We start from the raw sequence: 12287 nt of genomic DNA on the forward strand, positions 1-12287 counted from the left end.
TTGCCCTGGCCACCCGTCTCGGCTACCGTTCGATGTATCGGCCCGATACATCGCGGCGGTTAAGCCCTCCGCGCAGGGGGAAAGAAGGGATGGCGCCGTGCTCGAGTTCGCCATCCTGGGCCTCCTGCAGGAGGCTCCGATGCACGGTTACGAGCTGCGCAAGGAGTTGACCGCCAAGCTCGGCGCCATCCGGGCGGCGATCAGCTACGGCTCGCTCTACCCGACCCTGCGACGGTTGCAGGCGGCGGGGTGGATCACCGAAGCCGCCGAGACACCCGCGACCGCCGAGGAGGTTCCCGCGCTGACCAGCCGACGCGGTCGGGTGGTCTACACCATTACCGCGGAGGGCAAGGAACGCTTCGCCCAGCTCATAGCGCAGGCTGGACCCGAGACGTACGACGACACGGGCTTCGGCGTGCACTTCGCGTTCTTCGCCCGGACCGACCAGGCCACCCGGCTCCGGATCCTGGAAGGTCGCCGTCGCAAGATCGAGGAGCGCCGCGAAGGTCTTCGTGACGTGCTCGGCCGGGCAGCCGAGCGCCTCGACGCGTACACCCTGGAACTGCAGCGCCACGGGCTCGACGCCTGCGAGCGCGAGGTCCGCTGGCTGGAGGAGCTCATCGCCAACGAGCGCTCCGGCCGGGCCCCGACCGCCCCGGATTCCCGGACGGTCGGCGGCCGAGGAGACAACGACAGCCCGCCCACGCCTGGAAAGTCCAGGACAGAGCGGCCGTGATGAAGAAGAAGGAGGCAGACGCTATGGGCTCCGTCCGCGTCGCCATCGTCGGTGTGGGTAACTGCGCCTCGTCCCTCGTACAGGGCGTGGAGTATTACCGGAACGCCGACCCGAACGACCGCGTCCCGGGTCTCATGCACGTCACCTTCGGCGACTACCACGTCTCGGACGTGGAGTTTGTCGCGGCGTTCGACGTGGACGCCAAGAAGGTGGGCATGGACCTCGCGGAGGCGATCGTCGCCAGCGAGAACAACACGATCAAGCTCTGCGACGTGCCGCCGACCGGCGTCAGCGTGCAGCGCGGCCCGACCTTCGACGGCCTGGGCCAGTACTACCGCGAGATCGTCGAGGAGTCGGACGCCACGCCGGTCGACGTGGCCCAGGCGCTGCGCGACGCGCAGGTCGACGTGGTGGTCTCCTACCTGCCGGTGGGCTCCGAGCAGGCCGACAAGTTCTACGCCCAGGCCGCGATCGACGCCGGTTGCGCGTTCGTCAACGCCCTCCCGGTCTTCATCGCCTCCGACCCGGAGTGGGCCAAGAAGTTCGAGGACGCGGGCCTGCCGATCGTCGGTGACGACATCAAGAGCCAGGTCGGCGCCACCATCGTGCACCGCGCGCTGGCGAAGCTCTTCGAGGACCGCGGGGTGGAGCTGCTGCGCACGTACCAGCTCAACTTCGGCGGCAACATGGACTTCATGAACATGCTGGAGCGCAACCGCCTGGTCTCGAAGAAGATCTCGAAGACCCAGTCGGTGACCTCCCAGATCCCGCACGAGATGCAGAAGAGCGACGTGCACATCGGCCCGTCCGACCACGTGCCGTGGCTGGACGACCGCAAGTGGGCGTACATCCGCCTGGAGGGCCGCTCCTTCGGCGACACCCCGCTCAACGCGGAGCTGAAGCTCGAGGTGTGGGACTCGCCGAACTCGGCCGGTGTCATCATCGACGCCGTCCGCGCCGCGAAGATCGCGCTGGACCGGAAGATCGGTGGCCCGATCCTCTCCGCCTCCTCGTACTTCATGAAGTCCCCGCCGCAGCAGTACGCCGACCACGACGCGCACGCCGCCGTCGAGTCCTTCATCAAGGGCGAGATCGAGCGCTGACACGCTGACCTCAGCACATCGCGAGGGCCGGGTCCGTCGGGACCCGGCCCTCCGTGGCCGTTCAGGCCGTCGCCCGCAAGCCCGCCGGGCGTACGACGATCGTCCGCCGGTCGACCGCGTCGCCCCTCGCGTCGAGCTGGTAGACGTCGAGCCAGCACCAGCCGTCATGGGTAACGAGGTCGTCCCGCACCCGGATGACCCGCGCCATGATCGATCGGCTGACGAACTGGACGCTGGCCGTTCCGGTCACGTGAACCACGTCCCCGGCCCTGACTCGACGCTCACGAGCCGAACCGCCGCCAAGCCGTGATCCGGGCCCGCGCCACCTTGACGGCCGGACAACTCCTCCCGACGTGACACACCCGACAACGCCACAAACCCCTTGATCACACCCAAGAGGCGTCCGAGGAGCGGGATAGGGAACGATCATGAGGTTGGCGGCGACAAATCGGACGGCGAGCGCCGCCAACTTCATGATCACCGCACCAGGGGTGGGGTGGGGTGGAGGTCAGGACCAGGCGCGGCGCAGGGCGACGCCCGCCTCCAACTCCAGCAGCGTCACCTTGCGCGGCAGCCCGCCGCCGAAGCCGACCAGCTTGCCGCCCGCGCCGACGATCCGGTGACAGGGCACGATCACCGGCACCGGGTTGCGGTTGCACGCCACCCCCACCGCCCGGGCCGCGCCCGGGTCACCGAGCGCGCGGGCCACCTCGCCGTAGGTGGTCGTCTCGCCGTAGGGGATGCGGGTCATCTCCCGCCAGACCGCGCGCTCGAACTCCGAGCCGCGCGGCGCCGCCACCGGCACGCCGAACTCGGTCAGCTCGCCGGCGAAGTAGGCCCGCAACTCGGCCACCGCCCGCCGGGCCAGGTCGTCGCCGGGTTCGTCGGACGCCGACGCCACCCGGCCGAAGTGTGCGCCGCGTACGGCGTCGGCGTCGGTGCCGACGGAGAACTCCCCGATCGGCGAGTCGAGCACGGTCCAGCGCATGCCACCCATTGTCGCGCGGCGGGCAAAGTTTCCCCCGCCCCGGGCGTCTGAGACACGGAGGTGGACGGTGGCGGAGGTCGACGGGGAGTTCACCGCGTTCGTCAACGAACGAGGGCCGGTCCTGCTGCGGGTCGCGTACGCGCTCGCCGGCAACCAGCACGCGGCCGAGGACCTGCTCCAGAACGCGCTGGCCAAGGCGTACGCCCGGTGGCCCCGGATCCGCGGCGACGCGGAGCCGTACGTGAAACGGATCCTCTACCACGACCAGGTCTCCGGCTGGCGGCGGCGGGCGCGGCGCGCGGAGGTGCCGGTGGCGGACGTGCCGGAGCGGCCGGCGGTCGGGGACGACAGTGACCTGCGGATGCTGCTGCGGGACGCGCTCCGGGCACTGCCACCCCGGCAGCGCGCGGTGCTGACGCTGCGCTACCTGGAGGACCTGAGCGTCGAGCAGACGGCCGCGCTGCTCGGCTGCCGGCCGGGCACGGTGGCCAGCCAGAGCGCCAAGGCACTGGCCCGGCTGCGGCAACTGGTGCCGGCCCTCGACGAGCTGACCACCCGGGCGGAGGTGACCCGATGAGCACGTCGCTGGAGGAGACGCTCCGGACGGCCGTACGCGATCTGGCCGACGGCGTCGCGCCCGCGCCGGACCTGGCGCTGCGGGCGCTCGGGCGGGGCCGACGGCTGCGTCGCCGCCGACGGGTCGCCGCGACCGCCGCCGCGCTGGTCGCGGTGGTGGCGGTGACGCTGCCGTTCGTGCTGTTGCGTCCCCGTTCCGCCCCGCCGCCCACGACCCCACCGGTCACCGTCTCCCCCTCGCCGGCGCTCCGGGCCGAACCCGGCGCGAACTGGGCGGACCGGCCGCTGGTGCTGCCCGGTGAGTGGGTGGTCACCCGCGCCCAGGTGATGGGCGGCTCCGGCAGCGGGTTCCTGCTCGACCGCGGGCGCGGGCGCTACTTCGCCACCGACAAGTACGACGGCATCTTTCCGGCGCCGACCGGCTCCCTCGTCGCGGTCCGCGACGACGGTCGTCCCCGGGACGTCGGTCTGTTCGATCTGGCCACCGGAAAGACCCGCTGGTACGAGGTGGGCCGGGCGCTCTCCACGCCGAGCTGGTCCCCGGACGGACGGCGGCTGCTGTTCACCACCAGCCAGCTCGACCACTTCGGTTTCATCGTGCTGGATCTGAACGGGACGAAGAAGACCCATCCGGTGGGGCGGCTCGGCTGGCCCTGCGCCGACGCGTGCGAATTCACCTGGATGCCGGACGGCCGATCGGTCGCGTTGACGTTGAGCAGGCAGAAGTCGGAGTCGTGGCCCCGGGACCTCGCCAAGGGGGTGCAACTCCTGTCGGTCGACGACGGCCGGCCCATCCGACTGGTCGAGCTGCCGGGCGGGCCGGTCGGCCCGGACGCCTGGTCGCCGGACGGCACGTTGGTGGTCGTCCAGGGGCATCAGGAGCCGCTGCTGGTGGAGACCGCGACCGGCCGGGTGGTGAACCCGCTGCCCAGCGCCGACGTCGCCTGGGTCACCGGCGACCGGTTGCTCTACCGCCGGCCGTTCGGCGCGGGGGACTTCGTGCTCGCCGACCGCACCGGCCGGGAACTGGTCCGTCAGCCGCTGCCGAAGCAACTTGTCGACCTGGCGGTGACGATCGCGCCGTACTGAGCGCCTGTGGACCTTGCACCCTCTCGATACCGTGCAGGTCGTGGCCACGGGGACGCTCATTTTCCTGATCATCGGCGGAGTGGGCGTCGGCGTGCTGACGCTGGCCCTGCTCGGCTCGGGAGTACTGCACCTCGGTCACCCGGACGTCGACGGCCCGGTGTCGCTGGAGGCGGTCGCCGGGTTCATCGGCGCGTTCGGGTTCGGCGGCGCGATCGTCAACGAGATGCTCGGGGCGCGTACCCCCGGCATGATCGCGGCGGCGGTGGCCGGCGGCGCGCTCGCCGCCGTGCCCACCGGCTGGCTGGCGGCCCGGTTGAGCCGCGCGGCCCGCGACATGCGCACCGACCCCACCCCCACCCGGGACCACCTGGCCGGCGCGATCGGTCTGGTGGTGACCCCGATCCCCAGCGACGGCTACGGCGAGGTCCGGGTCCGCCTCGCCGGCCAGCCGGTCAAACTCAACGCCCGGTCCGACCGGCCGATCCCGGTCGGCGCCCGGATCTTCGTGGTCGAAGCGCTCAGCGAGACCAGCGTGCACGTCGAGACCTACTGATCCCTCCGCACAGACGGGAACCCCCATGCCCCTGCTCGTCGCCATCGGCGGCGCGGTCCTCCTCGCCGTCCTGCTCGTCTTCTTCGTGCTCTCCCGGATCAAGGTGGCCGGGCCCAACGAGGCGTTCATCGTCACCGGCCGCAAGGGCCGCACCACCCAGACCGCCGACGGCATCCGGTCCACCGACATGTCCGGGCAGAAGGTCGTGCTCGGCGCCTCGGTGTTCGTGCTGCCGGTGGTGCAGAAGCTCCAGTCGCTCGACCTGTCCAGCCGGCGCATCGACGTCGGCATCCGGGGCGCGGTGAGCAAGCAGGGCATCCGCGCCGACCTGCACGGCGTCGCGATCGTCAAGGTCGGCGGCACCGAGGACGCCATCCGGGCCGCCGCCCAGCGCTTCCTGCACCAGCAGGACGAGATCGACAACTTCACCCGTGAGGTGCTGGCCGGCGCGCTGCGTTCGATCGTCGGCCGGCTCACCGTCGAGGAGGTCATCCGGGACCGGGCCGCGTTCGCCAGCGCGGTGGCCGAGGAGGCCGAGCACTCGATGACCAACCAGGGCCTGGTGCTGGACACGTTCCAGCTCCAGGACATCCTGGCCGAGGGGTCCTACCTGGCCGACCTGGGCCGGCCCGAGGCCGCCCGGGTGCTCAAGGACGCCGCCATCGCCGAGGCCCGCGCCCGGCAGGCCGCCGAGCAGGAGCGGCTGCTCGCCGAGGAGGCGATCGCCGAGGCGAACCGGAACCTGTCGCTCAAGCAGGCCGGCATCCAGGCCGAGATCGACGCGGCGAAGGCGAAGTCAGCCGCGGCCGGGCCGCTCGCCCAGGCCGAGCGGGACCAGGCGATCCTCTCCGAGCAGCAGAAGGTGGCCGAGCGCAACGCCGAGCTGAAGCAGCGCCAGCTCGACACCGAGGTCCGCAAGCCGGCCGACGCGCAGCGGTACAAGGTGGAGCAGGAGGCCGAGGCGGCCCGCAACGCGGCGGTGCTGCGCGCCGACGCCGAGCGGCAGGCCACCATCGCCGCCGCCCAGGCCATCGCCGAGCAGTCCCGGCTCACCGGTGAGGGTGAGCGGGCCCGCCGCGCCGCGCTGGCCGAGGCGAACGCGATCGAGGGCGCCAAGGAAGGTGAGGCGGAGCAGCGCCGGCGGTCCGCGATCGCCGAGGCGGTCGAGCGGGAGGGCCAGGCCGAGGCCGCGGCCATCCTGGCCAAGGGACAGGCGGAGGCCGACGCGATGGCCCGCAAGGCCGAGGCGTTCGCCGCGTACGGCGAGGCGGCCGTGCTGGACCTGCTGGTGAAGGTGCTGCCCGAGGTGGTCGGTGCGGCGAGCGCCCCGATCGGCGCGATCGACAAGATGACCGTCATCTCCACCGACGGCGCCTCGTCGCTGACCAAGTCGGTGGCCGGCAACGTCGCCCAGGGCCTCCAGCTCGGCAGCGACCTGACCGGCATCGACCTGGCCGGCCTGCTCGCCCGGCTGGGCAGCGCGCACACCAACGGCAAGAACGCGGTGGACGGCAGCACCGTCACCCCGTGAACGACGGCGCCCGCCGGTTCCCCTCGGGGAGCCGGCGGGCGCCGTGCGGTGGTACGGGTCAGAGCACGGCGAGGACGAACTTCTCGCCGGCGCCCAGGCCGAGGGTGTCGCTGTCCCAGTCGATGACGCGGCTCGCGACGAGCTGGCTGGTGCCGGCGCTGCCGGCGGTGACCGCCTTGCCGTTGGCGTTGGCGTAGAGGCTCACCGAGCCGTCACCGTAGTAGTCGAGGAAGACGAACGCCTCCCACGCGCCGATCGAGGTGCTGCGCGCGATCAGCGGCTTCGCCCCGGCGCTCTCCGCCGCCACGAACTTGCCGTTGGCCAGCGCCTTCAGGCCGAAGAAGCCGTCGCCGTCGCTGACCACCTCGTACTTCTCCCAGGCGCCGACCGTCGTCGAGCGGGGGATCAGCGGCTTCGCGCCGCCGCTCTCCGCCGTGACGTACCGGCCGCCGGCCACCGCCTTGATGCCGACGATCGGGGCCGGCGCGTCGAAGTCGAACTTCTCCGCGGCGCCGATCGAGGTCTTGCTGGCGATCAGCGGGGAGGTGGCGCTCGGCGCGGTGACGTACCGGCCGTTGACCGTGGCCTTCAGGCTGACCGTGCCGTCGGTGTTGTCGACGATCTGGAACTTCTCCCAGGCGCCGATGGTGGTGCCGCGCGCGATCAACGGCTTCGCGCCGGCGCTCTCCGCGGTGACGAACTTGTTGGTGACCCGGGCGCGCAGGCCGTACAGGCCACCGCCGGCGTCGACCACGTCGAACTTCTCCCAGGCGCCGATGGTGGTGCCGCGCGCGATCAGCGGCTTCGTCCCGGCGCTCTCCGCCACGACGTAGCGGCCGTTGGCCCGGGCCTTGAGCCCGTACGAGCCCCGGGCGGTGGGCACCGCGCCGAGGTGCAGGAGCCGGTCCAGCGAGCCCATGCTGTCGTGCACCGCGCCGCCGATGCCGGTGGTGACGACGGAGTCGCGCACCTGCTGCGGCGTCCAGGTCGGGTGTGCCTCCAGCAGCAGCGCGGCGGCGCCCGCCACGTGCGGGGACGCCATCGAGGTGCCGCTCATCGCCACCGAACCGTCGGTGGTGCCCTGCTCCGCCGAGACGATGCCGGCGCCCGGCGCGAACGTGTCCAGGCAGGAGCCGTAGTTGGAGAACCGGGCCCGGAAGTCGAGCCGGTCGGTGGCCCCGACCGTGATCGCCGTCGGCACGCTCGCCGGCGAGACCGTGCAGGCGTCCGCCGACTCGTTGCCGGCCGCGACCGCGTACGTGACGCCGGCGGCGATCGAACGGGCGACCGCGTCGTTGATCGCCTGGTCGACCCGGTCGGAACCCAGGCTCATGTTGGCCACCGCCGGCTTGACCGCGTTGGCGGTGACCCACTCGATGCCGGCCAGCACCTGGTCGGTACGACCGCTGCCGTCGCAGTCGAGCACCCGCACGGCGACGAGCTCGACGTCCTTGGCCACGCCGTACTTCGTTCCGCCGAGCGTGCCGGCCACGTGCGTGCCGTGGCCGTTGCAGTCCTGCGCGACGTCGTCGCCGTCGACGGCGTCGTAGCCGTAGCTCGCCCGCCCGCCGAAGTCGTCGTGGTCGATGTCGATGCCGGTGTCGATGACGTAGGCGGTGACCCCGGCGCCGGTCGCCGGATACGTGTACCGGCCGTCGGTCTTCGGCTTGAGCTGGTCGATCCGGTCCAGCCCCCAGGGCGGCGTGGTCTGGCTGCCGGAGGTCTTCCAACGCTGGACCTGCTGGACGTACGCGACGGCCGGGTCGGCGGCGAGCCGCTCCGCCTGCCGGCGGTCCATGGCGGCGGAGTAGCCGTGCAGGGCCCGGCTGTACACGTGTCGGACGGATCCGCCGTGCTCGCCGGCGAGGGCCGACGCGGTGGACCGCACCTTGGCCGGGCTGGCCTTGCCGTCCTTCAGGACGACGATGTAGCTGCCCGGCACGGCGCTGGCCGTGCCGGCGCCCCGGATGTCGCCACGTGGCGGGGCGACCGGATCGGCCAGGGCGGCGCCGCCGGTGGCGGCGCAGATGATCGAGGTGGCGGAGGTGAGGGCGAGCCCCACCAGCGCGGAGCGGCGCAGCGCGCCGGGACGTGACACCGAATTGTCTCCCCGTGTCCAGCGACCGTCCGGACCGGACGGGCGGATGAGATCAGGACAGCCGCGCCCGTCGAGCGGGGGGCTGGCGATGACCAACATCATGCGGCAGAGATCGATCGGAACGCGTCAACCGTTCGGTCGACACGCCGGCGTATCGTCGTCGCTTTTTCCCGGCCGGCGGATCAGCCGACGATGCCCTCGCCGCGGGCCCAGCGCAGTAGCTCCGCCTCGGCCTCGTCCCGGTCCAGCGGGCCACGCTCCAAACGCAGCTCCTTGAGGTGCGCCCAGGCGCGGCCGACCACCGGGCCCGGCGGCACGCCGAGCAGCTCCATGATCGCGTTGCCGTCCAGGTCGGGCCGGACCCGGGCCAGGTCCTCCTCGGCGGCGATCCGGGCGATCCGCTCCTCCAACGCGTCATAGTCGGCCGCGAGCTGGGCCGCCTTGCGCCGGTTGCGGGTGGTGCAGTCGGAACGGGTCAGCTTGTGCAGCCGGGACAGCAGGTCACCGGCGTCGGTGACGTACCGGCGGACCGCCGAGTCGGTCCACTCGCCCCGGCCGTACCCGTAGAAGCGCAGGTGCAGCCCGACCAGCTTGACCACCTGGGAGGTGACGTCCTTGGGGTAGCGCATCGCCTTCATCCGGGCCTTGGTCAGCCGCGCACCGACCACCTCGTGGTGGTGGAAGCTGACCCGGCCGTCCGCGCCGACCGCCTTGGTGCCGGGCTTGCCGACGTCGTGCATCAGCGCGGCCATCCGCAGCACGAAGTCGCAGCCCTCCTCCTCCATCGACATGGCGTTGAGGACCACGGTGAGGGTGTGCTCGTAGACGTCCTTGTGCTGGGCGTGCTCGTCGATGGTGAGCTTCAGCCCGGTCAGCTCCGGCAGGAAGCGCTCGGCCAGGCCGGTGTCGACAAGCAGGCGCAGCCCGGTCACCGGGTCGACGCCGCACAGCAGCTTGGTGAACTCGTCCCGGATCCGCTCGGCGGTGATCCGGTCGAGGTCGGACGCCATCCGGGTCATCGCGTCCCGGACGTCGGGGTGGACGGCGAAGCGGAGCTGGGCGGCGAACCGGGCCGCCCGCAGCATCCGCAGCGGATCGTCGCGGAACGACTCCTGCGGCGTCCCGGGGGTACGGATGACCTTGGCGCCGAGGTCGGCCAGGCCGCCGTACGGGTCGGTGAACCGGTGGTCCGGGAGGCTCACCGCCATCGCGTTGACGGTGAAGTCGCGACGCTTCAGGTCATCGGCCAGGTTGGTGCCGTACTGCACCACCGGGTTGCGGCTCATCTGGTCGTAGACCTCGGCCCGGAAGGTGGTGATCTCCAGGGTGAGCCCGTCGCGCTGGCAGGCGATGGTGCCGAACTCCCGCCCGGTCTCCCAGATCGACTCGGCCCAGCCCCGGATGACCTTGACGGTCTCGTCCGGGTGGGCGTCGGTGCAGAAGTCGAGGTCGTTGCCGAGCCGGCCGAGCAACGCGTCCCGCACCGATCCGCCCACCAGGTGCAGTTCGTGACCGGCACGGGCGAAGCGCCGACCCAGCTCGTCGGCGACCGGGGACACGCGGAGCAGCTCGGCGACGGCGTTGCGCTGCGCGGCGGTCAGCTCACGGCGATCGGCGGCGGAGGCGGAGGCTTCGGACATGGGATCGCCAGCCTAGCGGGCCGAGGGTGGATCGACCGCGCCGGGCGTGGGTAACCGGGCGAGGTTGACTAAGGTTCCGGTGGTGCGGGGCCGTCGGGGCCCGGTTCCGACATCCCCCTGGGAGGCTGGAAGATGAGCGGCGGCGGGCTCTACCGCAGCGCGAACGCGCATGGCGGCGGCCTGCCGCCGGACGACGGCGCGACCTTCATCTCGGCGGAGCCGCTGAACCAGCCGGGCGTCGAGTCGGTGGCGCCGCCGCAGGAGGTGGTCGCCGAGACCAGCGCCGCGGCGAACAGCGCGGTGATGGCGATCGGCAGCCTGGTCAGCCGCGGCACCGGCTTCATCCGCAACCTGATGATCGGCGCGGCGCTGGGCGGCGCGCTTGTCGGTGACGCGTTCACCACCGCGATCTTCCTGCCGAACCAGGTGTACGAGTTCCTGCTCGGCGGCGTGCTCACCAGCGTGCTGATCCCGGTGCTGGTCCGGCGGCGCAAGTCCGACCCGGACCGGGGCGAGGCGTACTCCCAGCGGCTGCTCACGCTCGCGGTGCTGGCGCTGGCCGCCACCGTGCTGCTCGCCCTCATCGCGGCGCCGGTGCTGACCGCCATCTACGCCGGCGGCAAGGACGCCGACTACCGCGGTCTGGTCACCAGCCTGTCGTACCTGATGCTGCCGATGCTGTTCTTCACCGGCGTCAGCGCGCTGATCGCCGCGGTGCTGAACACCCGCGGGCACTTCGCCGCGCCGATGTGGGCGCCCATCCTCAACAACCTGGTGGTCATCGGCGTCTGCGCGCTCTACATCGCGGTCTTCGGCGCCAACATCGTCCAGCCCGGCGAGATGAGCTGGGAACGGATCCTGCTGATCGGCGGCGGCACGCTGCTCGGTGTCGCGGTGCAGACCGCCGGCCTGCTGCCGGCGCTGCGCAAGGTGGGCTTCCGGTGGAGGTGGCGGTTCGACTTCCGGGCGCTCGGCCTGGCCGAGCTGGCCCGGCTCGGTGGCTGGATGTTCTGCTACGTCGGGGTGAACCAGCTCGGTCTCTTCGTGGTGGTCAACCTGCTCACCCGCGCCGCCGGCGGCAACAACGCCGGTCTGCTGATCTACAACAACGTCTTCCTGCTGCTGATGATGGCGCACGGCATCATCGCGGTCTCGATCATCACCGCGCTGATGCCCCGGATGAGCGCCGCTGCCGCCGAGGGCCGGTTCGACGAGGTCACCGCCGACCTGTCCCGGGGCACCCGGATGGTCACCGCGGTGCTGGCCCCGATCGCGGTCTGCTACGCGGTGCTGGCCGCGCCGATCTCCGTGGTGGTGTTCCGGTACGGCGCGTTCACCGGCGACAACGCGGTGGCCACCTCGACCGTGCTGCTGGTCGCGGCGCTCGGCCTGGTGCCGTTCGCGGTCAGCCAGCTCTTCACGTTCGCGTTCTACGCGCTGCCCGACACGCGCACCCCGGCGCTGATCAACATTCCGGTGGTGATCCTGCGGGTGCTGCTCCAGGTCGGCCTCTTCCTGATCTTCTCGAACACGTTCGCGGCGGCCGGGATGATGCTCGGCAACGCGGTGTCGTACCTGGCCGCGGCCATCATCTCGGCGATGCTGCTGCGCCCCCGGGTGGGCCGGATCGGGTTGGGCCGGATCATGCGCACGCTCGGCCGGGTCGTGGTGGCCGCGCTCGGCGCCGCGCTGGTCGGGCTGCTCGTGCTCGCGGTGCTCCCGGGCGACCCGGCGAAGCTGAGCTGGTTCGCCGCCGCGGTGCAACTGGTGGTCGGCGGCTCGGCGATCGGCGGCACGTACCTCGGGCTGGCCATGCTGCTGCGGATCGGGGAGATCACCGAGGTGGTCGGCATGGTGCGACGGCGGCTCGGGCGCTGAACGCCCACCCGTGACCGACGGTGAACGAGGATCACCAGGCTGGGGATACGGCTGTGGATAACTCGGGATTCCGCCGTCCAGTGGGCCTCTCGGCC

General features: G+C 71.9%; 11 protein-coding genes. 7 read left to right on the top strand and 4 right to left on the bottom strand.

Translation table 11 applies throughout. The annotated features are described in order from the left end of the window. The first annotated feature begins 97 nt into the window (after positions 1-97). Together OG767_RS01075 and OG767_RS01080 are read left to right on the top strand one after the other, a co-directional pair. Entirely contained in the window at positions 98-736 is a 639-nt protein-coding gene (locus OG767_RS01075) for a PadR family transcriptional regulator (protein ID WP_281934636.1), read from the top strand. Between the two features lie 23 nt (positions 737-759). Further along, complete coding sequence (locus tag OG767_RS01080; RefSeq protein WP_107162010.1) at positions 760-1839, top strand: inositol-3-phosphate synthase; 1080 nt, start codon at positions 760-762, stop codon at positions 1837-1839. Positions 1840-1900: 61 nt separating this feature from the next. Here OG767_RS01080 and OG767_RS01085 read toward each other — a convergent pair whose 3' ends face one another. Beyond that, positions 1901-2089, bottom strand: coding sequence for a hypothetical protein (locus OG767_RS01085; RefSeq protein WP_405091770.1), 189 nt, complete (start codon positions 2087-2089; stop codon positions 1901-1903). Between the two features lie 258 nt (positions 2090-2347). After that, a complete protein-coding gene (locus OG767_RS01090) occupies positions 2348-2827 on the bottom strand; it encodes a methylated-DNA--[protein]-cysteine S-methyltransferase (RefSeq protein ID WP_107162008.1) in 480 nt (159 codons plus the stop codon). Between the two features lie 67 nt (positions 2828-2894). On the opposite strand from OG767_RS01090, the gene OG767_RS01095 reads away from it, so the two are divergent. From OG767_RS01095 to OG767_RS01110, 4 genes are read left to right on the top strand one after another with little or no spacing between them, the layout of a single operon-like run. Next, positions 2895-3404: a SigE family RNA polymerase sigma factor gene (locus OG767_RS01095; protein ID WP_107162006.1), complete on the top strand. Its 510-nt coding sequence runs from the start codon at positions 2895-2897 to the stop codon at positions 3402-3404. Further along, the gene (locus tag OG767_RS01100) at positions 3401-4492 is read left to right on the top strand and encodes a TolB family protein (RefSeq protein WP_405091771.1); all 1092 of its coding nucleotides are present in this window, start codon (positions 3401-3403) and stop codon (positions 4490-4492) included. Before OG767_RS01095 ends, OG767_RS01100 begins: the two co-directional genes overlap by 4 nt. Before the next feature lie 31 nt (positions 4493-4523). Beyond that, positions 4524-5045, top strand: a complete 522-nt coding sequence (locus OG767_RS01105) for an NfeD family protein (RefSeq protein ID WP_281933951.1) — start codon at positions 4524-4526, stop codon at positions 5043-5045. Positions 5046-5070: 25 nt separating this feature from the next. Then, positions 5071-6576 carry a flotillin family protein gene (locus OG767_RS01110; protein ID WP_107162002.1) on the top strand — a complete coding sequence of 502 codons (1506 nt, stop codon included), beginning with the start codon at positions 5071-5073 and terminating at the stop codon, positions 6574-6576. Between the two features lie 58 nt (positions 6577-6634). On the opposite strand, the gene OG767_RS01115 is transcribed toward OG767_RS01110, so the two are convergent. Together OG767_RS01115 and OG767_RS01120 are read right to left on the bottom strand one after the other, a co-directional pair. Then, positions 6635-8674: a S8 family serine peptidase gene (locus OG767_RS01115; RefSeq protein WP_405091772.1), complete on the bottom strand. Its 2040-nt coding sequence runs from the start codon at positions 8672-8674 to the stop codon at positions 6635-6637. A gap of 182 nt (positions 8675-8856) precedes the next feature. Next, the gene (locus tag OG767_RS01120) at positions 8857-10314 is read right to left on the bottom strand and encodes a CCA tRNA nucleotidyltransferase (protein ID WP_405091773.1); all 1458 of its coding nucleotides are present in this window, start codon (positions 10312-10314) and stop codon (positions 8857-8859) included. A 132-nt stretch (positions 10315-10446) separates the two neighbouring features. On the opposite strand from OG767_RS01120, the gene murJ reads away from it, so the two are divergent. Beyond that, positions 10447-12192, top strand: coding sequence for a murein biosynthesis integral membrane protein MurJ (murJ, locus tag OG767_RS01125; protein WP_405091774.1), 1746 nt, complete (start codon positions 10447-10449; stop codon positions 12190-12192). Positions 12193-12287: the final 95 nt, after the last annotated feature.

The sequence above is a fragment of the Micromonospora sp. NBC_01392 genome (assembly GCF_045040125.1).
Lineage (GTDB): Bacteria > Actinomycetota > Actinomycetes > Mycobacteriales > Micromonosporaceae > Micromonospora.

Bases quoted from the DNA above. Each gene is read 5' to 3' on its own strand.
- OG767_RS01120 (WP_405091773.1), bottom strand. From the start codon at position 10,314: ATGTCCGAAGCCTCCGCCTCCGCCGCCGATCGCCGTGAGCTGACCGCC.
- murJ (WP_405091774.1), top strand. From the start codon at position 10,447: ATGAGCGGCGGCGGGCTCTACCGCAGCGCGAACGCGCATGGCGGCGGC.
- OG767_RS01080 (WP_107162010.1), top strand. From the start codon at position 760: ATGGGCTCCGTCCGCGTCGCCATCGTCGGTGTGGGTAACTGCGCCTCG.
- OG767_RS01090 (WP_107162008.1), bottom strand. From the start codon at position 2,827: ATGCGCTGGACCGTGCTCGACTCGCCGATCGGGGAGTTCTCCGTCGGC.
- OG767_RS01100 (WP_405091771.1), top strand. From the start codon at position 3,401: ATGAGCACGTCGCTGGAGGAGACGCTCCGGACGGCCGTACGCGATCTG.
- OG767_RS01110 (WP_107162002.1), top strand. From the start codon at position 5,071: ATGCCCCTGCTCGTCGCCATCGGCGGCGCGGTCCTCCTCGCCGTCCTG.